This is a genomic window from Caulobacter sp. ErkDOM-C, from assembly GCF_048541825.1.
Lineage (GTDB): Bacteria > Pseudomonadota > Alphaproteobacteria > Caulobacterales > Caulobacteraceae > Caulobacter.
The window spans coordinates 263,634-286,570 of record NZ_CP183332.1 but is presented as its reverse complement, the minus strand read 5'-3'; the positions used below and the strand labels follow the sequence as shown (position 1 = coordinate 286,570).

Sequence of the window (22,937 nt, the reverse complement as noted above, 5' to 3'; positions counted from 1 at the left end):
CGGTTGCGCCAAGCTTCACCGCATGACCGAGCTGCAACGCTGCACCACCTGGAAGGGCATGGCGGGTGACCCCGACTATGAGGCCTATCACGACGACGAATGGGGCGTGCCCGAGTACGATTCCCGCGCGCTGTGGGAAAAGCTGGTGCTCGACGGCTTCCAGGCCGGACTGTCGTGGATCACCATCCTGCGCAAGCGCGACGCGTTCCGGGCCGCTTTCGCCGATTTCGACCCCGAGATCGTCGCCCGCTTTGGCGAGGCCGACCGCGCGCGGCTGATGGCCGACGCCGGCATCGTCCGCTCCAACGCCAAGATCGACGCGGCGATCGGCGGGGCCCGCCTTTATCTCGACATGCGCGAGCGTGGCGAGGATCTGAGCGAGATGCTCTGGGGCCTGGTCGGCGGCGCCCCGGTGCAGAGCGCCTGGACCAGCCAGACCGGCACGCCGGCCCGCACGCCCCTGGGCGATGAGATGGCCAAGGCGCTGAAGGCCAGGGGCTTCAAGTTCTGCGGGCCGGTGATCGTCTATGCGTTCATGCAGGCGACGGGCCTGGTCAACGACCACCTGACGACCTGTTACCGGCATGACGCGTGTCGGGCGATGGCGCGGCAGGGCTGAACCCTGCCGATCGCCTACCCCTTGGCGGCGCGGGCGATCACGCTCTCGAAACCGGCGGCGCAATAGGCAAACAGGCGGCGGCGCACCGCCTCCAGATCGCTGGAGTGACACTCGCCGTCCGACAGCGAGTCGATCCGACCCGTCTCCGACAGGGCCAGCATCATCGAGCCGGTCAGGAACTGGTAGCACCAGTACAGATCGCCATAGTCGGCGTCCGGCCGCGCCGCCTTCAGGGTCTCGACCAGCCGATGGACCACCGGATCGAAGAACCGGGTCATGGTCTCGCCGCCCCAGACCGGGGTGTTGTTGACCTGGGCGACCAGCACGAAATAGTTCTTCCAGCCCCGCCCGCCGTCCTGGGAGATCCGCAGCAGCGGCTCGATGAAGGCCTCGATCACGCCCTCCACCGTCATGGCCCCGGCATGGGTTTTTACATAGAGGTCCATCGAGGCCAGGCGCGCCTGGTTGAGGATCTCGGCCCGACGCAGGAACACCGCGTCGAACAGCTCGCGCTTGGCCCCGAAATAATAGTGGATCAGCGCCGTATCGACGCCCGCCTCAGCCGCCACCTGCCGGGTGGTCACGCCATAGAAGCCGTGACGCGCGAACAGGCCCTCGGCGGCGTCGAGGATGGTTTCCTTCAGGTCCAGACCCTTGGCCTTGGACGGTCGTCCCCGCCCGCCGGGACGGGCGCGGGGCTTGGCTGCGGTCATTCGACTCTCATGCCTGCCTTGATTGCGCTGTCCCCGGATGGCGCATCCGGGAGAGCGTGGCAAGGCGGAAGGCCCGAGCGGGGCGCGGTTGACCTTTGAGACGGGGGATGGCGGCGGACGTGTTGGACGGCGGCTAGGGTTGGTTAGGGGACCTCGGAACCCCTCTCTCTATGAGAGAGGGGTTCAATGTCCGACTAGGGTCGAGGGCACTCTTTGCCCCCTCCCGAAAGCGGACGCCCCGCGTCCCGCTCGTCCTTAAATCTCCTGGAGGCTGCAGCTTGCCGGTCTGACCAGGTTGGTCCGCCAACACTGGCCTGCGGCCAGCCGCTCCGCGGCGGCGCGGAGCGCCGTCCTTGAGCAACCTGTCCAGACCGGCGATCGTCTCGCCGTGAGATATAAGGCTGGCTCCCTTCGGCGCGAAGCTGGGCTGGGCGCCCAGATCGAACCCTTCTCCCAGAGGGAGAAGGAGGGGCCCGCGCCGTTGGCGTGGGAGGATGAGGGGTTTGCGAAGCCCTTCCGGACAAGGCAGGGCCTTCGGGCGCCAGCACGGCTGACGGTGTGACCCCTCACCCTCCCACGCAAGCGTGGGTCCCTCCCTCTCCCTCTGGGAGAGGGCTGGGCGTACGGGGATACGCCGCCCCCAATCCCCGTACTTTCCGCAACAAACCCCAGCCCAATCAACGCACTGTAAAATAGTTGATCGCGCCAATCCTCGGCACCGAAACCGCCCGCATAATCAATCTCACCTGACAGCACGGGAAGGGCGCACGTACGGCGACCGTTGCGGCTGTCAGGGGTGGTCGAGCGGGAAGCGTCCGTCGGCCGTCGTCGAAGGCCCGGCAGGGTCTGGTGGAGCGGATCGGTCCTTGCGGGGGCCGGACGCGTTGAAGCCGGACCGGGACCGCCGGGAACGCCCTTTGGCGACGCCCGCACGATGCGCAACAGGCGTGGGCTGAAATCGCCCATGCGGTCTGGACGGGGTCGCTAACCCCTCCACCCGCCGGAGGCCGAATGTCGAGAGCGGGTTAAAACCCCGCGCCTCGAAGGCTTCTGGAAGCAGATCACGCGGAGCGTCTGTCTTCGTCGAAACGGTATTCAACTATCCCATCCTCCGGGCGAGGCCCGGACGCTCCGCAGCCCTTCCCATTCCTTCGGCGGTTTTCCGCGCGAGGCGGCGAAGTCGCGCCCTCAGCCCAGGAACACGCGCCACATCAGGCGGCCGGGCAGGAAGGTGAACAGGCCGGCGATCAGCAGGCCGCCCACAAACATGCCGGTCATGTTGCGCGCATGCTGGCGAACCTTGCCGCGCTTGATGGCGAAAATGGCCATGGGCAGGGCGATCAGGGTCCAGCCGCTGAGCAGGTGGATGAAACTGAAATGGCCCGGGCGGATGGTCTGGATGAACAGCGAGCTGATCGCCGTCAGGGTCATGGCAGCCACCCAGGTCCAGCCCAGCCCCTTGTGTAGGCCTGTGCCCTTGACCCCGGTCAGCAGCACCGCGCCGATCAGGAAGGCGGTGATGGCGCCGGCGATGTGCAGCTGGATGACCAGCGGCGCGGCGGCCAGCAGCGACAGGTCCAGCGCATGGGGCTGAAAGCCGGCGCGCTCCAGAACGCGAAGCGGCGCAGTCAACACGGCGGGATTGGCCGCCAGGATGGCCAGGGTGACAAGACCCAGGGCCAGAACGCCCAAACGGCCGCCCAGGGTCGCTCGGCGCATTGACATGTTTTGCTCGGCCATCTTCATCTCCATCACGACGCCCTCCATCGACGGGGGCCGTCGACGCCACATCCCTGGAGCCCTCCGCCCCGTGCCTCAATCGTCGTTGCGTCAGTCGCCGTCCTTGCTTCGTGAACGGCTGGCCGACGCCGTTCACGCTTCGCGACTGGCGCTGACCAGTCCGGACGCCCGGCGCGGCTTCCTGGTCTCGGCCTTCGCCGGCCTGTTCCTGGCCCTGATCGGGGCGTTCGGATCCGACCAGGCGCCGCTGCCCCTGAGGATGGTCTACTGGGTCGGCCTGTGCGTGGCTGGGGCGGTGGTCGGCACGGGCGTCAGCCAGCTGATCGACCGCGACGGCCGGGCCGACGCCCGGCCCTGGCTGTATGGCAGCCTGGTCGCCATCGGCATCACCCTGCCGTTCACCGTCGTCGTCTGGCTGGTGACCGAGCTGATGTTCCACGGCCCGCCGCGCCTGCGGGCCCTGCCGTTCTATCTGGCCCCGGTGTTCATCGTGACGGCGGGCATGACCGGGCTGAACTTCCTGGTTCAGCGCAGGCCGACCGAGACCCATGCCGCCGCCCTCGGCGCGCCGGCCCCGCGGTTCCTGGAGCGCCTGCCGCCCCGCCTGCGCGGCGCGCAGATCCTGGCCGTCGAGGCGCAGGATCATTATCTGCGCCTGCACACCTCAAAGGGTGACGACCTGATCCTGATGCGCCTGTCCGACGCCGTCGCCGAGCTGGAAGGCATCGAAGGCGCCCAGACCCACCGCTCCTGGTGGGTGGCAAAGGATGCGGTGGAAGACGCCCGGCGCGGCGATGGCCGGGCGACCCTGTCCCTGCGGGGCGGCGTCGAGGCGCCGGTCAGCCGGGCCTATGCCAAGGCGCTGAGGGAGGCGGGGTGGTTCTGACGTTCGATGATTTCGGACAGAACCATCGCCCCAAACTCCGCTCTCCCCGGCGAAGGCCGGGGCCCAGATCGAACCCTGGGCCGAGGAAGTTATGGCAGGGTCGGAAGGCGCGTCATCCCCAAACGCTCTGGCTGAATCTGGGCCCCGGCCTTCGCCGGGGAGAGCGGATTCGAAGGATGATTCAGCTGGAAATCATCTCACTACGACCCCCGCCGGGCCCGCCACTCGTCGCGGGTCTGGCCCCAGATGTCGATGACGTGGTCAGCGAACGGCGCGGGCAGCTGGCCCCGTCCCTTGTTGTAAGACCCCAGCCGCTCGGCGACCTTCTGGGAGGGCGTGTTCTCCGGGTCGATGCAGTGGATGACCTCGTCCCAGCCCAGCGCATCGAACACCCAGTCGATGGTCGCCGTCGCGGCCTCGACGGCATAGCCCTTGCCCCAGGCGGCCCGGCTCAGACCCCAGCCGACCTCGGTTCCGGGCCAGTCCTCGGGCTGCCAGGGACCGATCCGGCCCAGCCACTGGCCGCTGGACTTCTCGATCACCGAAAACATGCCAAAGCCCAACAGGGTCCACGATCCGGCCATGGCCGCCATGAACCGCCAGGCCGAAGGGCGGGGCTGCACGCCGCCGATGAAGCGGGCCGCCTCGGCGTCGCCCATCATTTCGGCCCAGCCCTCCAGATCCCCCTGGGCGGGGGGACGCAGGATGAGCCGCGGGGTTTCAAGCGTGGGGCCCGGTGCGACGCGCATGATCTTTCCCTCCCTGACGTCTCGTCTTCAGACGACGCAGGCCGCCAGGCCATCGCGTCTTACGGTTCCAGACGCCGCGGTGATCTTGCGCGAGCGCTTTTTCACATAGGGGCCAGGCTTGACCGCCTTCCATTTGAGCGGGCTGGGCAGGATGGCGGCGAGGCGCGCGGCCTGGGCGGAGGACAGCTTGTCGGCCCCGATCCCGAAGTAGCGCCGCGAGGCGGCCTCGGCCCCATAGATGCCGGGGCCGTATTCGATGGAGTTCAGATAGACCTCCATGATCCGCTTCTTGCCCCAGAAGGTCTCGATCAGCACCGTGAACCAGGCCTCCAGCCCCTTGCGCACATAGGAGCGCCCCGGCCACAGGAAGACGTTCTTGGCGGTCTGCTGGCTGATGGTGGAGCCGCCGCGGATCTTCCGGCCCTTCTCGTTATTGGCGTAGGCCTTCTGCAGGGCCTCGAAGTCGAAGCCACGGTGGTCGCAGAACTTGGCGTCCTCGGCGGCGATCAGGGCGCGGGGCAGGGCCGGCGAGACCTTGTTGATCGACTTCCAGCGGTGATCCAGGCCCTTGCCCTCGACGGCGCGGATGACCATCAGCGGCGTAACCGGCGGCGGCACAAAGCGGAACACGATCACCGCCAGCACCGGCCCGGCCACCAGCACGATGAACAGCGCCAGAAAGATATTCCGCACCAGCTTCACGGATCGCCCCCGAATATCACCAAATCGACTTGTCTTGACGCTGCGGCCGGATGCTAGCGACTGACAACGTCCCTGTCGCGGGGGCATGATCGACCTGCCCAGGGAGCTTTGGCATGGATGTCCTAGACGCCGTCAACCGCCGCATGTCGGTGCGCGCCTTCAAATCCGATCCGGTGGACGCCGCCGTGCTGCGCGAGCTTCTGGAAGCCGCCGCCCGCGCGCCGTCCGGTGGCAACCTCCAGCCCTGGCGGGTTCAGGCCATCACCGGCGCGCCCCGCGCCGCCCTGCTGGAAACCATGCTGCAGCGCGTAGCCTCGCCCGACACCCCCGAATACGATGTCTATCCAGCCAATCTGTGGGAGCCGCTGCGCAGCAGGCGCTTCCAGGTGGGCGAGGACCTCTATGGCGCGCTGAGCATCCCGCGCGAAGACAAGCTTGCTCGCCTGCAATGGTTCGCCAGCAACGGCCAGGGCTTTGGCGCCCCGGTGCTGCTGTTCTTCTCGGTCGACCGCCGCTGCGGCCCGCCGCAGTGGAGCGATCTGGGCATGTTCATGCAGACCCTGATGCTGCTGGCCGTCGAGCGCGGCCTGGACACCTGCGCCCAGGAATTCTGGTCGCACTATCACCAGGTGGTCGACCAGCATGTCGGTCTGCCCGAGGGCCACATGCTGTTTTCTGGAATGGCCCTGGGCTATCGCGACGAGACCGCGCCGGTGAACAACTGGCGCTCGCGCCGCGATGAGTTCGAGGCGTGGGGCGAGCTGAAGGGGTTCTGAGCCTACCCTAGCCCGCGAACTGACGCGGACCGGTGATGTCCGGGATCGTGATCACGCCCGCCTCGCCGTCCTCGTCGCCCCAGGCGAGGCGTTGACCATCTGGAGATACCGAGAGGGCGCTGATCGATGCGCCCTTCTCGGCCTTAAGGGTCTCAATCCGGCCGTTGCGCATGTGCGCCGCCCAGATCTTGCCGTTGTCCTGGCCGGCGAAAGCGACCGGCAGGGCTTCGAGACCCGCCACCCTGACCACCATCGAATCACGCGAGAAGCCGATCTCGGCGGCTTCCTTGCCCATCGGGCCGCTGGCCCCGGCGAACGGCCAGACCACCGCGCCATTGGCGCCGGCGGTGACCAGCAGGGCGCCCTTGTCGAAGAAGGCCACGCTCTTGATCTTGGCCGGATAGCCGCCCATCCGCATGTCCTTGCCGTCCGACAGACGCCAGCCGTGCAGCTGGTTCTCCTGCATCGACGAGACCAGGAACTTGCCGTCCGGACTGAAGGCGACGGCGATGTGGCTGCCGGCCCATTTCAGAATCTGCGGCTTCTGCTGCTCGATCCTGGCCCACCACAGCTGGGCGCCGCCATAGGCCGCCGTGGCCAGGCGCCGACCCTTGGGGTCGAAGGCCAGGCCCGACACCGTCTTCTCGTGGGCGAAGACCCGGGAAAAGGCGGGATCGGCGATGTCCAGCACATGGGCCTCGCGACCAGCGGTGAAGGCGATCAAGCCCGAGGCGGGACTGGCGGCCAGATGCTCGATCCACTTGCCTTTCACCTCGGCCAGGACGGTGGCGACCACCTCGCCCCCCTCGATTCGGCTCCAGACCACGCGGCCGTCGTCGCCGCCGGTGACAAGACCCTGACCCGAGGGATGCACGACGGCGCTGAGCGCGGCGGCGCCTATCGGGCCGCCATGGGCCTCGATCGTGACATAGCCGCCTTCGCTCTGCAGGCGAACCGTGCCGTCGCCCAAGGCGAAGCCGGCGCGACCGTCGCGGTCGAAAAGGGCAGCGGTGACAAAGGCGTCGAAGGAAAAAATCATGCCCGCGCCATACCCCGACAGGGCCCTGGCGCCTAGCCGGATGGCGCCCGGCGTGGCCCGGCGCCCTGACAGGGGCGAACACCGTTCGGCCAGAAAGACTCAAAAAGGGGTTGCCATAGCGCCGCCACGTCGGGCTTTACTTCCTCGTCCGTCTGAGCCAGACGTGGCGACCTAACAATTGCGGGACCGCGAGTGACGCGGCCCTTGGGAGACAGTCAGGCTATGGCGGCTAAACTCTCTGGTGGTGGCGGTGGTCGCTACTCCCTGAATCAGAACTCCGAAATCAACGTCACGCCTTTCGTGGATATCCTCCTCGTTCTGCTGATCATCTTCATGGTCGCGGTGCCGATGGCCACCGTCGCGATCAAGGTCGACCTTCCCCCGGCGACGATCCCGCCGCCCAACGCCCCGAAGCCGAAAGAGCCGGTGTTCATCTCGATCCAGAAGTCGGGCGCGCTGTTCATCGCGGACAAGCAAACCAGCCTCGACAATCTCGAAATCGATCTGGACGCCAAGTTCGTCGCGACGGACCAAGCCGGCCCGAAAGACGACCAGCGCGTCATGATCCGCGCCGACGCCGACGTGCTGTACGCCGACTTTATGGGCGTGCTGAACCAGCTGCAGACCGCTGGCTGGTACAAGGTCGGTCTGATCAACGAAGACATCCGCTAAGGATCTTCGGCGACAGCCTGAAATTCGAAGAGCCCCGGAAGCGCTGCTTCCGGGGCTTTTTCTTTGCGCTCTTCCCCTCAGCAGAAAACGCGCGCCGGGCGAGCCGGCGGTCGCGTGCGGCACGACGTTTGAAACCGTCACTCCCAAGAGGCCTTGGGCGTCCCGTTTCCGGACAGGAGCGGCCCCCAGGCGGAGACCAGGGAGAGCCGAATGCTCAGCGAGTGGAATCAGGCGACGTCCGCCACCCAAGGCGTTTCGATCGAAGGCGTTCGGATCAATCTGCCGACGCTGGATACCGCCGCCGACGCAGCGATCCGCCGCGCCGAGCGCGGCGAAGGTTTTACGCTCTTCACCGTCAATCTCGACCACCTGGTCAAGCTGGCCTCCAATGACGCCTTCCGGGCCGTCTATCGCCGCGCCACCTATGTTACCGCCGACGGCTGGCCTGTCGTGTGGCTGGCCGGCCGCAAGAACGCCAAGCTGGAACGCGCTACGGGCGCTGATCTGGTCGAGCCCCTGTGCCGCGCCGCCGCTGAGCGCAATCTGGGCGTCTATTTCGTCGGCCCCGGCCCCAAGGCCCAGGCCGGCGCGCTGGAAAAGCTGACCGAGCGCTTCCAGGGCCTGAAGATCGCGGGCGCTGAAGCTCCGATGTTGCCTGCGGGCAACGGGCCAGCCATGCTGGCCGCCATGGATCTCGACGCCATGGCCCAGCGCATCAACGCTTCCGACGCCCGCATCTGCTTTGTCTCGCTGGGCGCGCCCAAGCAGGAGATCCTGGCCGACGCCCTGGCCGCCCGCTGCCCGGGCGTGGGCTTCATCTGCGTCGGCGCCGCCCTGGACTTCATCTCCGGCCAGGCGCATCGCGCCCCGCGATGGATGCAGCGCGGCAAGCTGGAATGGTTCTGGCGCCTGGCCAACGACCCGCGTCGCCTGGCCGTGCGTTATGCGGAATGCGCCATGCTGTTTGCCGTCCTCGCCCTTGGCGTCGCAGCGGGCCAGGTCAGCTCGCCCGTCACCGCCGCCGAACCGCGCGGCGTCCTGCGATGATCCCGGCGGCCGGACGACTGTCACGACGGTCGCTGCTGGCCTCGACCCTGGCGCTGGCCGCCTGCGGCAAGGGCGCTTCGGCCGATCCCGCCTCGCCGGTCCGCAACGGACCTGTGCCATTATTGCGCGACCTGGCGCCGTTCCGGATCGGGACGGAGATCGTCTCGGACGAGTTTGGCCGCCCTGGTTTCGACGCTGCGGCCAGCAGCCAGTTCTCGCAGATCACCGCCGGCTTCGAGATGAAGATGGAGTACATCCTGCAACAGGATGGCTCCCTGCGCTTCGAGGGCGGTGATCGCATCGCCGACTTCTGCAAGGCCAACAACCAGGCCCTGCATGGCCACACCCTGATCTGGTACATCGACAAGCCGGTCGCCTTCCAGAAACTGGTCGGCGACAAGCGGGCCTTCGACAAAGCCTATGCCAGCTACATCCAGGCAGTCGCGGGTCGCTACAAGGGCCTGGCGCGCAGCTGGGACGTGGTCAACGAGCCGGTCGCCGACGATGGCGTTTCCCTGCGCGAATCGTTCTGGACCGAGAATCTGGGCCAGGAGGGGCACTTCATCCGGGCCCACGAAGAGGCCCACGCCGCCGATCCCGACGCCCTGCTGTTCGTCAACGAGTACCATCTGGAGAGCAAGCCGCATAAGCGGCGGACCTTCCTGAAGCTGATCGAGGACATGCTGAAACGCGGCGTGAAGATCGACGGCATCGGCAACCAGACCCACATCGACGTCGACTTGCCGCCGGGCAAGATCACCGAGGCGATGCGCGATCTGGCCAGCCTGGGCCTGCCGATCCACCTGTCGGAGATCGATGTCTCGTTCCAGACCGAAGGCGTCAGCCTGAAGTCGCGGGCCGACAAGCAGGCCAGCCAGCTGCGCCTCTATCGCGAGGCCCTGGAATCCTTCGTCGCCCTGCCCGAAAAGCAGCAGTTCGCCTTCACCATCTGGGGCGTCCGCGACGCCGACTCGTGGCTGCGCAACGCCAGCTGGGTCAAGGACAAGACCGACCAGCCGCTGTTGTTTGACGACATGGGCCGGCCCAAGGAAACGTTCTGGACCCTGGTCGACGTCCTCCAGGGCCGCTGATCCCGGTTTTTTAAGACTAGGGCTTTAGCCTCGACCGCACGTTACGCGGAGGGGTCGCCCATGAGCGGTCATCACAAGGACTATGTCGCCGGCCTGGACGGGCTGAGAGCGGCCTCGGTCAGCATGGTGATCCTGGGCCATGTGGGCCTGGGCGACCTGATCCCGGGCGGGATGGGCGTGACCATCTTCTTCTTCATCAGCGGCTTTCTGATCACCCGCCTGCTGTGGGCCGAGCGCGACGCCAACGGCGGCGTCGACCTGCTGCGCTTCTACGGTCGTCGGACCCTGCGCCTGCTGCCCGAGATGCTGGTGCTGCTGCTGGTCCTGACCTTCATTGTCGGGCCGCTGCTGAACCAGCCGATGCAGCCCCTGCAGGCCCTGGCCGGCCTGACCTACTGGACCAACTATTACATCATCAGCGGGATGGGTGACTGCGCCAGCTGCGCCGTGACGGGACACCTGTGGTCGCTGGCGGTCGAGGAGCACTTCTATCTCGTCATGCCGCTGGCCCTGCTGCTGTGCGGCTTTGCTCCGCGTCGCATGGCGGTACTGTTTCTGGTGGCGATCATCGGAGCGGCCGTCTGGCGAACCTACGCCCTGACCGTGCTGCAGATGCCCGAGGTCTATACCTACAAGGCTACCGAGAGCCGGATCGACTCGATCGCCTGGGGCTGTCTGGCCGCGGTCATCGACCGCGCCTGGCCTGCAGCCATGGACTTCGTCAAGCGGCGCGCCTGGCTGGTCTTCGGGGCCGGCTGCGCCTTGATGCTGGCGTCCCTAGCCTATCGGGATCCGATCTTCCGCGAAACCCTTCGCTATTCGGTGCAGGGCCTGGCCTTGGTCGGCATCGTCCTGCCGCTGGTCGTCGCCCCGCAACTGGGCGGTCTGGTCAAGCTTCTGGAGATCGCGCCGCTGCGCTGGATGGGTCGGCGCTCCTACGCCGCCTATCTTTGGCACATGCTGGCCCTGACCCTGGGCGGCATGATCGTGGGCTTCACGGGCATCATCGAGAACGCCCCCCGGATCACCCAGCTCCAGGCCCTGCCCTTCGTGGTCGCCCTGTCGTGGATCTTCGCCGAACTCAGCTATCGCTTCGTCTTCACACCCGCCCAGAAGCTAAAGCCCTGGGTCACGCCGAAACGCACGCCCGAGTCGAACGCCGCGCGGATCCCCCCGGACCGCGCGGCCGAGGCGGTCAGCTAGCTTCCCGAGCCTGACGTTCCGTCTGGGGCCCGAAAGCCGAGGCCAGCACGAAGGCCACCGCGCAAAGCGGTAGCATCAGCAGCCACACCAGCACGCTGGCGGCCAGGCCCAGACCCGTGGCCACACGACCGGTTGCGTCGAGAATCTTCGTCATCTTCCCCGCTCCTCGAAGCCGGCGTTCCAATTTGGCTCGGAACGCCGGTGTTCTGGAGGAAGGATCGCAAGGCTCGGGCCAGTTAGGCGGCGGTCGCCTCGAAGCCGGCCTTCAGCTCGGCCTCGTCCAGGTCGCGACCGATGAAGACCATGCGGCTGTAGCGCTTGTCCTTGTCGGTCCAGGGACGCTGGAAGTCGCCTTCCAGGATCATGTGCACGGCCTGGAAGACCAGGCGGCGCTCCTCGCCCTGGACGTCGATGATGCCCTTGGCGCGCAGGATGTCGGGACCACGACGGGCCAGCAGGTCGTTGAGCCAGGCCGTGATCTTCTGGCCGTCCACGGGCTTGTCCAGGGTCAGGGAGATCCCCTTGACGCCATCGTCGTGGATGGCGCTGGGGGCGTGACCATCATGGTGGTCGTGGCCGTGGTGATGATCGTGGCCGCAATGCTCATCGTGAACGTGCCCGTGATCATGATCGCAGTGTTCGTCATGCACGTGACCGGCCTCGCCGTGCGCGGGGTTCAGAAACTGGGGCTCCAGCTCGGTGATCCGCTCCAGGTCGAAGCTGTGCTTGCCCAGGATGGCGTCCAGCGGGACGTTAGAGCGCTGGGCGCGGTGGATCGGGGCCAGCGGATTGATGCGGCGGATCCTGGCCTCGACATGGCGCAGGTCGTCTTCCGAGACCAGGTCGGTCTTGTTCAGCACGATCTGGTCGGCGAAGGCGATCTGCTCGACGGCTTCGCGGCTGTCGCCCAGCCGCAGCATGATGTGCTTGGCGTCGACAACGGCGGTGACCGAATCCAGCTGCGTGCGGGCCTTGACGTCCTCGTCGACGAAGAAGGTCTGGGCCACCGGGCCAGGATCGGCCAGGCCGGTGGTCTCGACGATGATGGCGTCGAAGCCGCCTTTCCGTTTCATCAGGCCCGACAGAACCCGGATCAGGTCGCCGCGCACCGTGCAGCAGACGCAGCCGTTGTTCATCTCGAAGATTTCTTCATCCGCCCCGACCACCAGATCGTTGTCGATGCCGACCTCGCCAAACTCGTTGACGATCACGGCATAGCGCTTCCCGTGCGCCTCGGTCAGGATGCGGTTGAGCAGGGTGGTCTTGCCGGCGCCGAGATAGCCGGTCAGCACAGTGACGGGGATCTTGCCGGTTGGAGCGGGAGTCTGGGTCATGGCCGCTATTTAGGGGGTCAAGCGCCCTGGCGGAAGTCTGCTGTCAGGTCTTGAAGAACGCCACAGCCAGACCGACCAGAATCAGGGCCGCGCCGAGGATGGTTTCCTCGTAGCGCTCGACCCATTGCAGACCTAGCCGCTTGAAGCCGGCCAGGCTGAGGCTGGTAAAGATCAGCATGCCCGAGGCCGTGGCCGCCATCAGCACAAGGCTGAGCAGCAGAAAGGCCTGCCAGCCATGCTCCATGCCGGCCAGGTAGTAGGGCAGGAAGGCCTCGCAGGGCGAAAGGGTCAGCAGGGTGACCAAAGCGGCGATTGCGGCCCTGTCAGAGCCGTAGACGCGACGGCTGGCCTCGGGCAGGGCGTGGTTGTGACGCCCGCGGACGACATAGAAGATACCGACCGCCACCATCAGCCCGCCGACGATCCAGTGAAAGACGTGGCCAAGGCTGGGCTGCAGGGCCAGGCCCGCGACCACCAGGGCCAGGCCCAGCAGGATGGTCAGGCCGACATGGCCAAGGCCGGCCAGCAGAGTTACGCCCAGCGTACGGCCCGTGGACCACTTCTGAGCACGGCCAACCAGCACGAACGGCAGCCAATGGGTTGGCAGGGCCGCATGCAGAAAAGCCACGACGAAACCGGTGGCGGCGATAGAGGCGAAGAAGGTCGAATTCACGCTGACGGCTATATACTGTTATATTGTAACGTTCCAGCCCGAATCCATCCTGTGGACCGTCAGGGTTTCATGGTCGGGAATCTGTCGCAGACCGTTGACTCATGATCGACCGGCTGTATAAGTCCGCCCCCTCGCCCGCCGGGTTTCCTTGCGGGCGTTCCCTATTTTGCGAACGCACGTTTCTTAAGGCGCTAACCTATGTACGCGGTGATCAAAACCGGCGGCAAGCAGTACCGGGTCCAAGCCGGCGATCTGCTGGTTGTCGAAAAGCTCGACGGTGAACCGGGCTCGGAAGTCGCTTTCGGCGAAGTCCTGATGCTTGGCGAAGGCGAGGCCGTGACGGTCGGCGCCCCTACGGTGGACGGCGCTGTCGTCTCCGGAACCCTGATCGAAACCCGCAAGGGTGAGAAGGTAAAGATCTTCAAGAAGATCCGCCGTCAGGGTTATCGCCGCACACGCGGCCACCGCCAGACCGAAACGGTCGTGCGCGTGACCTCGGTGTCGGGTGCTGGCTCGGAAACCAAGTGGGACGGCGTCATCGACCTGACCCCCAAGGTTATCCTGAACGCCCGCGCTCGTGGCCTCGGCGACGCTGCCGTCCCCTTCACGATCCCGGTCGCCAAGTCGGCCGCTCCGGTCGCTGAAGCCGCCCCGAAAAAGAAGGCCGCGCCTAAGAAGGCCGCAGCCGCCCCGGAAGACGGCGAAGCCTAAGCGGCTGCGCCTCTAGAGATTAGGAGAGCAAGATGGCTCACAAGAAATCAGGCGGCTCGTCCAGCAACGGTCGCGACTCCGACGGCCGCCGCCTTGGCGTGAAGAAGTTCGGCGGCGAGAAGGTTCTCGCTGGCAACATCATCATCCGTCAGCGCGGCACGAAGTTCTGGCCCGGCGCCGGCGTCGGCATCGGCAAGGACCACACCCTCTTCGCACTGGTCGAAGGCGCGGTGAAGTTCGTGACCAAGAAGCATGACCGCACCTACGTGACGGTAGCGCCCAAGGCGCAACCCGCCGAGTAGTACGCACTCGACTTTTTCGGGTCGTGCTTCTCAGCCGAGAAGTCGACCCGGACAGACGAACCTAAGCGGGGAGTCCGGGAAACGCCGGGCTCCCCGCTTTTGTTTTGCCTGCGACGCCATGAAGCACCGAAACGCCATGGCGGCGTCACGGTCCCCGAGCAAAGAGGGGCCGAGAAACGGGGGAGGCGTACAATGTGCGTCATCGATAGCAGTCCCATGATCGAGACGCGGCGGACCACCCTGCGCGCGCCCGCGATCTCCGACGTCCAGCGCCTGGCGGCCCTGGGCGGCGATCGGGAGATTTCTCGCATGACCACGCGCATGCCCTGGCCCTATGGCCGGACGGACGCGGAAGATTTCGTCGGCCGCTGCCAGGCGCAGGATCGCCGCAGCGACAACACCTTCGCCATCGAGCTGGAAGACGAGGGCGTCATCGGCGTGCTGGGCCTGTTCACCCCGCCGAACGGCCATCTGGAAATCGGCTACTGGATCGGCAAACCCTTTTGGGGTCGGGGCCTGGCGACGGAGGCCTGTCAGGGCGCGCTGAACTGGGCCAGACAGGACTGGCGCAAGAAGCTGGTGGTCGCCGGCCACTTCGCCGACAACCCGGCCTCGGGCCAGGTGCTGATCAAGGCGGGCTTTCTCTATACGGGCGTCGTCGAGATGAAGCCGTCGGTCGCGCGCGGTGAACCGGCGGCGACGCGGATGATGGTGTGGCTGGCCTAGAGCAAACGTCGCCATGATTGAATCATGTCGTTTGCTCTAGATTCTTGTTTTGACGCGTTATTTCGGCGGCGAACCGGTGTCCACTTCGCCGAATAACGCTCTAGTGCCTCAGGCCGCGCGGTGGGTCGCGATAACCTTCTGCGCGCCTTCGCGGAACCGCTTTTCGGCGGTGACGATGCGCTCGCAAAGGGCGTCCAGGTCCGACAGCAGCGAATAGGTGGCGTAGATGGGGATTTCCATCAGCGCCACCTGCGCCCGGGGCATGAACTCGCAGTACTTCTTCCAAGCAGCGTGGCCGTCGCGCGCGCTCATCGCCCTCTGGCCCAGCGGGTTCCAGAGATCCAGACCCATCAGCTCGTCCCGGCACTGCTTCATCACCGGCAGGGCGATGTAGAGGAACAGAAAGGTCGGGGTCGCGGCGCGGCTGAACTGCGGCTGGACCTGCATGTGCCAGATCCGGAAGGCTTCGAAGAAGCCGGCCTTGCGCTTGGGGTCCGGCGGCAACCACGTGGCGTCCTGATTGATCAGTTCGACCGCCGAAGAGGCGCGCTTGATCAGTTCATCGGCCGAGCGGCCATCGGCCATGGTCTTGGACAGGGCCATGATCGGAATGTTCAGCTTCTTGGCGACATCGCCATAGGTGACCTGCTGGCCCTGCATGGGCGTCCACTGGCCAAACGAGGCCGCCTTGGGGTCCTTGGCACGCTTCATCGCGGCGGCGTGATGCATCAGCAGCTGCTCTTCGCGCTGCTTTTCTGCGCGCTCCCGGTCGAACTCGACCTCGTGAACCGCCTGTTCCTCGGCGGTCATCCAGCGCGCGCGGCCGGGGCCGTAGGTGCGCTCATGCCGGTTGATCAGGACCAGAAGATGATCGGCGCTTGGCCGCTCGCCGATATCGGTGAGAAAAGCGCGGAAGTCACGCCAGGTGCCGGTCACGCCCGTGCCGCGGCTCATCAGAATGTTGCGATGGATCGAGGCCTCACCAGCGTACTTCTTGCAAAGCGTCTGGAGCGTCAGGTCCCGCAGGTCCTTCGCAAGTTCCTCTCCAAAGCCCTGTGTCGTGGTCAACGCCAGCCTCCCAGTCCACCGCGCCAAAAACGGTGGTTTCATTGCATGACCCTTTGTCGCACAACGTGTTTTAACATTTCGTCACAGGACCGAACAGTGTTCTGATCAACAGCTTGGAGCTTGCGACGCCATTTCGGCTCGACGCGGCAGGCGCCTTGCGACAAAAGACGCAGATGAAATTTCTGGACCAGTGCAAGATCTTTATCCGCTCCGGCAACGGTGGCGGCGGCGCGGTCTCGTTCCGACGCGAGAAGTTCATTGAATACGGCGGCCCCGACGGTGGCGACGGCGGCCGGGGCGGTGACATCTGGATTGAGGCCGTGGACGGGCTCAACACCCTGATCGACTTCCGCTACCAGCAGCACTTCAAGGCCGAGACCGGGATTCACGGCATGGGCCGCGGGCGTCATGGCGCGGCGGGCAGCGACATCACCCTGAAGGTCCCCGTCGGCACCCAGGTGCTGGAAGAGGACAAGGAAACCCTGATCGCCGACCTCGACACGGCCGGCATGATGGTGCGCCTGTGCCAGGGGGGCAACGGCGGATGGGGCAACCTGCACTTCAAGGGCCCGGTCAATCAGGCCCCGAAATACGCCAATCCCGGCCAGGAAGGCGAGGAACGTTGGGTCTGGCTGCGCCTGAAGCTGATCGCGGACGTCGGTCTGGTGGGCCTGCCCAATGCCGGCAAATCGACCTTCCTGGCCGCCGCCACCGCCGCCAAGCCCAAGATCGCCGACTACCCCTTCACTACCCTGACGCCGAACCTGGGCGTGGTCGATCTGTCGACCAGCGAGCGGTTCGTGCTGGCTGACATTCCCGGCCTAATCGAAGGCGCCTCGGAAGGCGCCGGCCTGGGCACCCGCTTCCTGGGCCACGTCGAACGTTCGGCGGTGCTGATCCATCTGGTCGACGCCACCCAGGACGACGTCGCCGGCGCCTGGACCACCATCCGGGGTGAGCTTGAAGCCTATGGCGACGAGTTGGGCGACAAGTCCGAGATCCTGGCCCTCAACAAGATTGACGCCCTCGACGAAGACACGATCGCCGAGAAACTCGCCGAGCTTGAGGCTGTGGCCGGCGTCACGCCGCGCCTCGTCTCCGGCGTCTCCGGCAAGGGCGTCAAGGACATGCTCCGCGCTGCCTATCGCGAGGTCCGCGTCCGTCGCGGCGACGAGGTCGAGGAAATCGACGAGGAAGAAGACCACATCCCGGAGACCCCCGGGGGCTGGAAGCCGTGAGTCAGGCTGCCGCCGGGCCACTGGCGTCGGCAAAGCGCATCGTCTTCAAGGTCGGCTCGGCCCTGCTGGTCGATGCCGAAACCGGCGCGGCCAACCATGCCTGGCTGAAGGCCTTCTGCGACGACGCTGCGCGCTTGCGCGCCCGGGGTCAGCAGGTGGTGGTGGTCTCGTCCGGGGCTGTGGCCCTTGGCCGCCGCCGCCTGGGCCTGACCGGCCGCAAATCGCTGACCCTGCCCGAGAAGCAGGCCGCCGCCGCCGCCGGTCAGTCGCTGCTGATGCGGGCCTGGGAAGAAGCCTTCGAGCCGCACGGCGTCGGCGTCGCCCAGATCCTGATGACCCGCGACGATACCGAGACCCGCCGTCGCTGGCTGAACGCCCGCGCCACGGTCGAGACCCTGCTGGGCCTGGGCGTCGTGCCGGTGGTCAACGAGAACGACACCGTCGTGACCGAGGAAATCCGCTACGGCGACAACGACCGCCTGGCCGCCCGCGTCGCCCAGTTGGCCGGCGCGGACCTGCTGGTGCTGCTGTCTGACATCGACGGACTCTACACCGCCGATCCCCGCCGCGATCCCGGCGCGACCCATCTGGCGACGATTTCCGAGATCACGCCGCAGATCGAGGCCATGGCCGGGGGCGCCAATGCCGCCTCGGGTGTCGGCACCGGCGGCATGGCCACCAAGATCGCCGCTGCGCGCATCGCCCGCGCCGCCGGTTGCGCCACCCTGATCACCCTGGGCTCGCGCCCCCATCCACTGAAGGCGATCGAGGACGGCGCCAAGGCCACCCTGATCGAGGCCGGGGCCAGCCCCGCCGCCGCCTACAAGGCCTGGATCGCCGGCAGCCTGGCCCCGCAGGGCTGGGTTTCGGTCGACGCCGGCGCCGCCGCCGCCCTGGTCAAGGGCAAGAGCCTGCTGGCCGCCGGGGTCCGAGCCGTGGAAGGCCCCTTCGACAAGGGCGACGCCGTTCGGGTGCGCGACGAGACCGGCCGCGAGGTGGCCCGGGGCCTGATCCGCTATGACAGCGCCGACGCCCACCGCATCGCCGGGCTGCGCTCTGACGCCATCGAGGCCGAACTGGGCTTTACCGAAGGTCCGATGATCCATGCCGACGACCTGGCGGTCGCGGACTAGCCGATGCCCCTGGGTCCCGCTCCGTTCCGAACGGCCGAATGGCGGGGCGTCAGCCGCGAAATCTTCCGCGACCAGATCGTGCCGGCCGGCCAGCCTGCCGTTCTAAAAGGCCTGGTCGCCGACTGGCCCGCCGTGGCGGCAGGTCAGGTCTCCGATCAGGCCATGGCCGAATACCTGCTGGGTCTGGACGCCGGCGGGCCAGTCACAATTCTGCACGGCGGGCCCGAGATCGGCGGACGGTTCTTCTATACCGACAGTCTGGACGGCCTGAACTTCCGTCGCCGCACCGTGCCCCTGCGCGAGGCCCTGGGGGCCCTACTGTCGTTCCGCGACGCCGCCGAGCCACCGGCCCTGGCCGTACAGTCCACCCCGACCGCCAGCGCTCTGCCCGGCTTTAGCTCTGCCAATCCCCAGCCCCTGCTCGAGGAGGCGGTGGGTCCGCGGATCTGGATCGGCAATGCGATCATCACCGCGACCCATTTCGACATGAACTACAATATCGCCTGCGCGGTGGCGGGCCGGCGGCGCTTCACCCTGTTCCCGCCCGACCAGCTGAGGAACCTCTATCTGGGACCGCTGGAGTTCACCCCGGCCGGCCCGCCGGTCAGCATGGTGGACATTGCCGCCCCCGATCTTGACCGCTATCCGCGCTTCGCCGAGGCCTGGACCACCGCCCAGGTCGCCGAACTGGAGCCCGGGGATGCGATCTACATCCCCTATTTCTGGTTCCACAATGTCGAGTCGCTCGACCCCTTCACCGTACTGATCAACTACTGGTGGGCCGAGCCGCGCGCGGTTCTGGGCCGGCCCCTGGAGGCCCTGCTGCACGCCATGGCCTCGATCCGCGAGATGTCAGCCAGCGAGCGGGCGATCTGGCGCGACGTCTTTGATCACTTCGTCTTCAAGACCGACGGCGACCCGGTCGCCCACCTGCCGCCGGACCGGCGCGGCTCGCTGGGCGAGATGACCCCCGAGCATCTGACCCGCATCCGCGGAATCCTGCTGCAGGCCCTGGGCAAGGCGTAGCCAAGCCTGAAAAAACCACTAGGTTCCGGCCTCCAAGGAGCACCTCATGGCCTATCGGTCCCTGCGCGAATTCATTGACGTCCTCGAGGCCAAGGGCGAACTGGTCAGGGTCACCGAGCCGGTCTCCACCGTTCTGGAAATGACCGAGATCCAGACCCGCCTGCTGGCCACGGGCGGCCCGGCGGTGCTGTTCGAGCATGTGCTGATGCCCGACGGCACGCGCTCGCCGATGCCGGCCCTGGCCAATCTGTTCGGCACGGTCAAGCGGGTGGCCATGGGCGTGACCCTAGGCGGCGAGCCGCGCACCACCGCTGGCGAACTGCGCGAAGTGGGCGAGCTTCTGGCCTTTCTGCGCCAGCCCCAGCCCCCCAAGGGCCTGAAAGACGTCATCGACATGCTGCCCCTGGCCAAGACGGTGATGGCCATGCGTCCCGGTACGGTGAAAAAGGCGCCCGTGCAGGAAATCGTCCTGACCGGCGACGATATCGACCTGTCGAAACTGCCCGTCCAGACCTGCTGGCCCGGCGAGCCCGCGCCGCTGATTACCTGGCCGCTGATCGTCACCAAGGGTCCGGGCAAGGACCGCGAGGACGACTTCAACCTGGGCATCTATCGCATGCAGGTGATCGGCAAGGACCGCTGCATCATGCGCTGGCTGGCCCATCGCGGCGGGGCCCAGCACTATGCGCGGCACAAGCAGGCCGGCAAGCGCGAGCCCCTGCCCGCCTGCGCCGTGCTGGGCGCCGATCCCGGCACCATCCTGGCCGCCGTGACGCCGGTGCCCGACACCCTGAGCGAGTACCAGTTCGCCGGTCTGCTACGCGGGGCCAAGGTCGATCTGGTCGCCGCCAAGACCGTACCGCTGATGGTGCCCGCCCACGCCGAGATCGTGCTGGAAGGCCACGTCCTGCTCGATGAATATGCCGACGAAGGCCCCTATGGCGACCACACCGGCTACTACAACAGCGTCGAGAAGTTCCCGATCTTCCAGGTGACAGCGATCACCATGCGCAAGGACCCGATCTACCTGACCACCTTCACCGGCCGGCCACCGGATGAGCCCTCGGTGCTGGGCGAGGCGCTCAACGAGGTGTTCATCCCGCTGCTGCGCCAGCAGTTCCCCGAGATCGTCGACTTCTGGCTGCCGCCCGAGGGCTGCAGCTATCGCATCGCCGTGGTCTCGATGAAGAAGGCCTATCCGGGCCACGCCAAGCGGGTGATGCTGGGCGTCTGGAGCTATCTGCGCCAGTTCATGTACACCAAGTGGGTGATCGTCGTGGACCACGACATCAATGCCCGCGACTGGAAGGACGTCATGTGGGCGATCAGCACCAAGATGGACCCAGCGCGGGACATCACGCTGATCGAGCACACCCCGATCGACTATCTCGACTTCGCCAGTCCCGAGAGCGGCCTGGGATCGAAGATCGGCCTGGACGCCACCGACAAGCTGCCGCCCGAGACCCACCGCGAATGGGGCCAGGAGATCCGCATGGATCAGGCCGTGGTCGACAAGGTCAGCGACATGTGGGGCCGGCTGGGCCTGCCGGGTGACGGCAAGCCGATCTGGAAGACGTGATCTGACGGCATGGGGCGTTGAGAATGCGGCACCTAACCCTGGCGGCCCTGGCCGCGCTTTTGATGACGAGTACGGCGATGGCCCAGACCCCTTCCGCAAAAGCCCCCTGGGACCAAGCCTTCCTGCCGCCCGCGCCTCAGTGGCAGGGCGCGAGCCAGGCGCTGATCCGCGACGCATCCGATCCGTGGGTGACGGCGTTCGAGGCCGATCCCGCGCATGACTTCAGCCCCAACTATGTCGACACCCGCAAATGGTTCGACAGGCTGGACAAGGCCTCAAGCCTGATCCGCATCGAGGAGTTCGGCGTCTCACCGGAGGGGCGGCCGATCTATGCGGTGATCGCTTCCAAAGATGGCGCGAAGCTTGATCCGAAAAAGCCCCTGCTGCTGGCCCAGGCCGGCATCCATCCGGGCGAGATCGACGGCAAGGACGCGGGCATGATGCTGCTGCGCGACATCGCTTTCAACGGCAAGGACGGTCTGCTCGACAAGGTCAACCTGATCCTGATCCCGATCCTCAGCGTCGACGGCCATGAGCGTTCCGGCGCCTACAGCCGCCCCAACCAGCGCGGGCCGCGCATCCAGGGCTGGCGCAACACGGCGACCAACCAGAACCTCAATCGCGACTTCATGAAGCTGGACCAGCCGGAGATGCAGGCGCTCAAGACCCTGCAGGCCCGCTACTGGCCCGACCTCTATGTCGACATCCACGTCACCGACGGTATGGATTACCAGTACGACGTCACCTACGGCTACAATGGCGAGAACGGCGTCTGGTCGCGCTCGCCGGCCATCGCCAAATGGCTGGACGCGACGTTCAAGCCGACGATCAACGACGGCCTGGAAGCCCAGGGCCATATTCCCGGCGAGCTGGTGTTCGGCATCGACGAGCACGGCCCCAAGGCCGGCCTGTCGGACGGCGGTCTGGGCGAGCGGTATTCGAACGGCTGGGGCTCGGCGGCCCATATCCCGACCATCCTGATCGAGAACCACAGCCTCAAGCCCCACGCCCAACGGGTGCTGGGAACCTATGTGTTCCTGGAAACGGCGATGAAGCTGCTGGCGCAGAAGGGCGACAGCCTGCGCGCCGCCATCAATCAGGACCGCGCCCTGCGCCCGGCCGAAATCCCGGCCAACTTCGTCGCCGAGGACAAGCCCAGCGCCACCCGCGCCTTCAAGGGCATCCTGTACGAAACCTATGAGAGCCCGGCTTCCGGCCGCACCGAGATCCGCTGGCTGGGCCAGCCCGATCCGCAGGTCTGGTCCCTGCCCTTCTACGGCTCACGCCCGACCCTGACCCTGAAGCGCCCGGTCGCCTACTGGGTGCCCAGCTATCGCAAGGACCTGATCGAACGGCTGAAACTGCACGGGCTTAAGGTGGAGCCCTTGAGCGCGTCCAAGACCCTGTCGGTCGAAATGCTGCGCCTGACCGACCCCAAGCTGGCGACCCGCGCCAATGAAGGCCACGTCCAGATCAGCGTCAGCCAGGTCAAGGCCGAGACGCGCGACTGGACGTTCCCGGTGGGTTCGGTGCGCGTGCCGACCGACCAGCCGCTGGGCGATCTGGCCGTGCTGCTGCTGGAGCCGCAGTCCAGCGAGAGCTTCTTTGCCTGGGGCATGCTTCCCGAGGTGCTGAGCCGCGTCGAGTATATCGAGGGCTACGCCATCGCGCCCCTGGCCGAAAAGATGCTGGCGGCCGACCCCGCGCTGAAGGCCGAGTTCGAGGCCAAGCTGGTCGCCGAGCCGAAATTCGCCGCCGATCCGGAGGCGCGCCTTGGCTGGTTCTATCGCCGCACGCCCTTCTATGACGACCGCCACCTGCTCTATCCGATCGCCCGGGAACTCGCCCACTAGAGCAGATCGCTTGCATGCCGGCGCGCGAGAGGGCTTTTATGCCGCCTCGCGCGCCCG

General features: G+C 66.6%; 24 protein-coding genes. 15 read left to right on the top strand and 9 right to left on the bottom strand.

Annotated features, from left to right (window positions below):
• Positions 1-22: 22 nt before the first annotated feature.
• Positions 23-619, top strand: coding sequence for a DNA-3-methyladenine glycosylase I (locus ACN2C8_RS01350; RefSeq protein WP_419254014.1), 597 nt, complete (start codon positions 23-25; stop codon positions 617-619).
• Positions 620-633: 14 nt separating this feature from the next.
• Here ACN2C8_RS01350 and ACN2C8_RS01345 read toward each other — a convergent pair whose 3' ends face one another.
• Both ACN2C8_RS01345 and ACN2C8_RS01340 read right to left on the bottom strand, forming a co-directional pair.
• Positions 634-1,332, bottom strand: a complete 699-nt coding sequence (locus ACN2C8_RS01345) for a TetR/AcrR family transcriptional regulator (protein WP_419254013.1) — start codon at positions 1,330-1,332, stop codon at positions 634-636.
• 1,188 nt (positions 1,333-2,520) lie between these two features.
• Positions 2,521-3,072 (bottom strand): DUF2306 domain-containing protein, encoded by a 552-nt coding sequence (locus tag ACN2C8_RS01340; RefSeq protein WP_419254012.1) that lies wholly within the window; start codon positions 3,070-3,072, stop codon positions 2,521-2,523.
• Positions 3,073-3,142: 70 nt separating this feature from the next.
• On the opposite strand from ACN2C8_RS01340, the gene ACN2C8_RS01335 reads away from it, so the two are divergent.
• Complete coding sequence (locus tag ACN2C8_RS01335) at positions 3,143-3,958, top strand: LytTR family DNA-binding domain-containing protein (RefSeq protein ID WP_419254011.1); 816 nt, start codon at positions 3,143-3,145, stop codon at positions 3,956-3,958.
• Between the two features lie 200 nt (positions 3,959-4,158).
• Here the strand turns inward: ACN2C8_RS01335 and ACN2C8_RS01330 are convergent, their stop codons facing one another.
• Both ACN2C8_RS01330 and mtgA read right to left on the bottom strand, forming a co-directional pair.
• Positions 4,159-4,707 carry a GNAT family N-acetyltransferase gene (locus tag ACN2C8_RS01330; protein ID WP_419254010.1) on the bottom strand — a complete coding sequence of 183 codons (549 nt, stop codon included), beginning with the start codon at positions 4,705-4,707 and terminating at the stop codon, positions 4,159-4,161.
• Between the two features lie 27 nt (positions 4,708-4,734).
• Positions 4,735-5,424, bottom strand: coding sequence for a monofunctional biosynthetic peptidoglycan transglycosylase (gene mtgA, locus ACN2C8_RS01325; protein ID WP_419255776.1), 690 nt, complete (start codon positions 5,422-5,424; stop codon positions 4,735-4,737).
• Between the two features lie 98 nt (positions 5,425-5,522).
• Between mtgA and ACN2C8_RS01320 the strand changes: the two genes are divergently transcribed.
• The gene (locus tag ACN2C8_RS01320) at positions 5,523-6,185 is read left to right on the top strand and encodes a nitroreductase (protein ID WP_419254009.1); all 663 of its coding nucleotides are present in this window, start codon (positions 5,523-5,525) and stop codon (positions 6,183-6,185) included.
• Positions 6,186-6,192: 7 nt separating this feature from the next.
• On the opposite strand, the gene ACN2C8_RS01315 is transcribed toward ACN2C8_RS01320, so the two are convergent.
• Positions 6,193-7,224, bottom strand: a complete 1,032-nt coding sequence (locus tag ACN2C8_RS01315; RefSeq protein WP_419254008.1) for a WD40 repeat domain-containing protein — start codon at positions 7,222-7,224, stop codon at positions 6,193-6,195.
• A gap of 222 nt (positions 7,225-7,446) precedes the next feature.
• On the opposite strand from ACN2C8_RS01315, the gene ACN2C8_RS01310 reads away from it, so the two are divergent.
• The 4 genes from ACN2C8_RS01310 (at position 7,447) to ACN2C8_RS01295 (ending at position 11,237) form a co-directional block, all read left to right on the top strand.
• Entirely contained in the window at positions 7,447-7,896 is a 450-nt protein-coding gene (locus tag ACN2C8_RS01310; RefSeq protein ID WP_419254007.1) for a biopolymer transporter ExbD, read from the top strand.
• Between the two features lie 210 nt (positions 7,897-8,106).
• On the top strand, positions 8,107-8,943 hold the full coding sequence (locus ACN2C8_RS01305) for a WecB/TagA/CpsF family glycosyltransferase (RefSeq protein WP_419254006.1): 837 nt from the start codon (positions 8,107-8,109) through the stop codon (positions 8,941-8,943).
• Positions 8,940-10,034: an endo-1,4-beta-xylanase gene (locus ACN2C8_RS01300; protein ID WP_419254005.1), complete on the top strand. Its 1,095-nt coding sequence runs from the start codon at positions 8,940-8,942 to the stop codon at positions 10,032-10,034. The genes ACN2C8_RS01305 and ACN2C8_RS01300 overlap by 4 nt, the downstream gene beginning before the upstream one ends.
• 60 nt (positions 10,035-10,094) lie before the next feature.
• Positions 10,095-11,237, top strand: coding sequence for an acyltransferase family protein (locus ACN2C8_RS01295; protein ID WP_419254004.1), 1,143 nt, complete (start codon positions 10,095-10,097; stop codon positions 11,235-11,237).
• On the opposite strand, the gene ACN2C8_RS01290 is transcribed toward ACN2C8_RS01295, so the two are convergent.
• The 3 genes from ACN2C8_RS01290 to ACN2C8_RS01280 form a co-directional block, all read right to left on the bottom strand.
• Positions 11,230-11,391 (bottom strand): hypothetical protein, encoded by a 162-nt coding sequence (locus tag ACN2C8_RS01290; RefSeq protein ID WP_419254003.1) that lies wholly within the window; start codon positions 11,389-11,391, stop codon positions 11,230-11,232. The genes ACN2C8_RS01295 and ACN2C8_RS01290 overlap by 8 nt on opposite strands.
• 82 nt (positions 11,392-11,473) lie before the next feature.
• Positions 11,474-12,571, bottom strand: coding sequence for a CobW family GTP-binding protein (locus ACN2C8_RS01285; RefSeq protein WP_419254002.1), 1,098 nt, complete (start codon positions 12,569-12,571; stop codon positions 11,474-11,476).
• A 43-nt stretch (positions 12,572-12,614) separates the two neighbouring features.
• Entirely contained in the window at positions 12,615-13,244 is a 630-nt protein-coding gene (locus ACN2C8_RS01280) for a hypothetical protein (protein ID WP_419254001.1), read from the bottom strand.
• Positions 13,245-13,442: 198 nt separating this feature from the next.
• Between ACN2C8_RS01280 and rplU the strand changes: the two genes are divergently transcribed.
• The 3 genes from rplU (at position 13,443) to ACN2C8_RS01265 (ending at position 14,983) form a co-directional block, all read left to right on the top strand.
• On the top strand, positions 13,443-13,955 hold the full coding sequence (rplU, locus tag ACN2C8_RS01275) for a 50S ribosomal protein L21 (RefSeq protein ID WP_419254000.1): 513 nt from the start codon (positions 13,443-13,445) through the stop codon (positions 13,953-13,955).
• A gap of 32 nt (positions 13,956-13,987) precedes the next feature.
• The gene (rpmA, locus tag ACN2C8_RS01270) at positions 13,988-14,257 is read left to right on the top strand and encodes a 50S ribosomal protein L27 (protein WP_419253999.1); all 270 of its coding nucleotides are present in this window, start codon (positions 13,988-13,990) and stop codon (positions 14,255-14,257) included.
• A gap of 192 nt (positions 14,258-14,449) precedes the next feature.
• Positions 14,450-14,983, top strand: coding sequence for a GNAT family N-acetyltransferase (locus ACN2C8_RS01265; protein ID WP_419253998.1), 534 nt, complete (start codon positions 14,450-14,452; stop codon positions 14,981-14,983).
• A 108-nt stretch (positions 14,984-15,091) separates the two neighbouring features.
• Here the strand turns inward: ACN2C8_RS01265 and ACN2C8_RS01260 are convergent, their stop codons facing one another.
• Complete coding sequence (locus ACN2C8_RS01260; protein WP_419253997.1) at positions 15,092-16,051, bottom strand: hypothetical protein; 960 nt, start codon at positions 16,049-16,051, stop codon at positions 15,092-15,094.
• Positions 16,052-16,224: 173 nt separating this feature from the next.
• Here ACN2C8_RS01260 and obgE point away from each other — a divergent pair, with 173 nt between their 5' ends.
• Genes obgE through ACN2C8_RS01235 form a run of 5 tightly spaced genes read left to right on the top strand, consistent with a single transcriptional unit; the run spans position 16,225 to position 22,880 of the window.
• Positions 16,225-17,289 (top strand): GTPase ObgE, encoded by a 1,065-nt coding sequence (gene obgE / locus ACN2C8_RS01255; RefSeq protein ID WP_419253996.1) that lies wholly within the window; start codon positions 16,225-16,227, stop codon positions 17,287-17,289.
• Positions 17,286-18,422, top strand: a complete 1,137-nt coding sequence (gene proB, locus ACN2C8_RS01250) for a glutamate 5-kinase (protein ID WP_419253995.1) — start codon at positions 17,286-17,288, stop codon at positions 18,420-18,422. The genes obgE and proB overlap by 4 nt, the downstream gene beginning before the upstream one ends.
• A gap of 3 nt (positions 18,423-18,425) precedes the next feature.
• Positions 18,426-19,448, top strand: coding sequence for a cupin-like domain-containing protein (locus tag ACN2C8_RS01245; protein WP_419253994.1), 1,023 nt, complete (start codon positions 18,426-18,428; stop codon positions 19,446-19,448).
• A gap of 46 nt (positions 19,449-19,494) precedes the next feature.
• Positions 19,495-21,027 carry a UbiD family decarboxylase gene (locus tag ACN2C8_RS01240; protein WP_419253993.1) on the top strand — a complete coding sequence of 511 codons (1,533 nt, stop codon included), beginning with the start codon at positions 19,495-19,497 and terminating at the stop codon, positions 21,025-21,027.
• Between the two features lie 23 nt (positions 21,028-21,050).
• On the top strand, positions 21,051-22,880 hold the full coding sequence (locus ACN2C8_RS01235) for a M14 family metallopeptidase (RefSeq protein ID WP_419253992.1): 1,830 nt from the start codon (positions 21,051-21,053) through the stop codon (positions 22,878-22,880).
• Positions 22,881-22,937: the final 57 nt, after the last annotated feature.

Bases quoted from the DNA above. Each gene is read 5' to 3' on its own strand.
- ACN2C8_RS01350 (WP_419254014.1), top strand. From the start codon at position 23: ATGACCGAGCTGCAACGCTGCACCACCTGGAAGGGCATGGCGGGTGAC.
- ACN2C8_RS01345 (WP_419254013.1), bottom strand. From the start codon at position 1,332: ATGACCGCAGCCAAGCCCCGCGCCCGTCCCGGCGGGCGGGGACGACCG.
- ACN2C8_RS01340 (WP_419254012.1), bottom strand. From the start codon at position 3,072: ATGGCCGAGCAAAACATGTCAATGCGCCGAGCGACCCTGGGCGGCCGT.
- ACN2C8_RS01330 (WP_419254010.1), bottom strand. From the start codon at position 4,707: ATGCGCGTCGCACCGGGCCCCACGCTTGAAACCCCGCGGCTCATCCTG.
- ACN2C8_RS01320 (WP_419254009.1), top strand. From the start codon at position 5,523: ATGGATGTCCTAGACGCCGTCAACCGCCGCATGTCGGTGCGCGCCTTC.
- ACN2C8_RS01315 (WP_419254008.1), bottom strand. From the start codon at position 7,224: ATGATTTTTTCCTTCGACGCCTTTGTCACCGCTGCCCTTTTCGACCGC.
- ACN2C8_RS01310 (WP_419254007.1), top strand. From the start codon at position 7,447: ATGGCGGCTAAACTCTCTGGTGGTGGCGGTGGTCGCTACTCCCTGAAT.
- ACN2C8_RS01305 (WP_419254006.1), top strand. From the start codon at position 8,107: ATGCTCAGCGAGTGGAATCAGGCGACGTCCGCCACCCAAGGCGTTTCG.
- ACN2C8_RS01300 (WP_419254005.1), top strand. From the start codon at position 8,940: ATGATCCCGGCGGCCGGACGACTGTCACGACGGTCGCTGCTGGCCTCG.
- ACN2C8_RS01295 (WP_419254004.1), top strand. From the start codon at position 10,095: ATGAGCGGTCATCACAAGGACTATGTCGCCGGCCTGGACGGGCTGAGA.
- ACN2C8_RS01290 (WP_419254003.1), bottom strand. From the start codon at position 11,391: ATGACGAAGATTCTCGACGCAACCGGTCGTGTGGCCACGGGTCTGGGC.
- ACN2C8_RS01285 (WP_419254002.1), bottom strand. From the start codon at position 12,571: ATGACCCAGACTCCCGCTCCAACCGGCAAGATCCCCGTCACTGTGCTG.
- rplU (WP_419254000.1), top strand. From the start codon at position 13,443: ATGTACGCGGTGATCAAAACCGGCGGCAAGCAGTACCGGGTCCAAGCC.
- rpmA (WP_419253999.1), top strand. From the start codon at position 13,988: ATGGCTCACAAGAAATCAGGCGGCTCGTCCAGCAACGGTCGCGACTCC.
- ACN2C8_RS01265 (WP_419253998.1), top strand. From the start codon at position 14,450: ATGTGCGTCATCGATAGCAGTCCCATGATCGAGACGCGGCGGACCACC.
- obgE (WP_419253996.1), top strand. From the start codon at position 16,225: ATGAAATTTCTGGACCAGTGCAAGATCTTTATCCGCTCCGGCAACGGT.
- ACN2C8_RS01245 (WP_419253994.1), top strand. From the start codon at position 18,426: ATGCCCCTGGGTCCCGCTCCGTTCCGAACGGCCGAATGGCGGGGCGTC.
- ACN2C8_RS01240 (WP_419253993.1), top strand. From the start codon at position 19,495: ATGGCCTATCGGTCCCTGCGCGAATTCATTGACGTCCTCGAGGCCAAG.
- ACN2C8_RS01235 (WP_419253992.1), top strand. From the start codon at position 21,051: ATGCGGCACCTAACCCTGGCGGCCCTGGCCGCGCTTTTGATGACGAGT.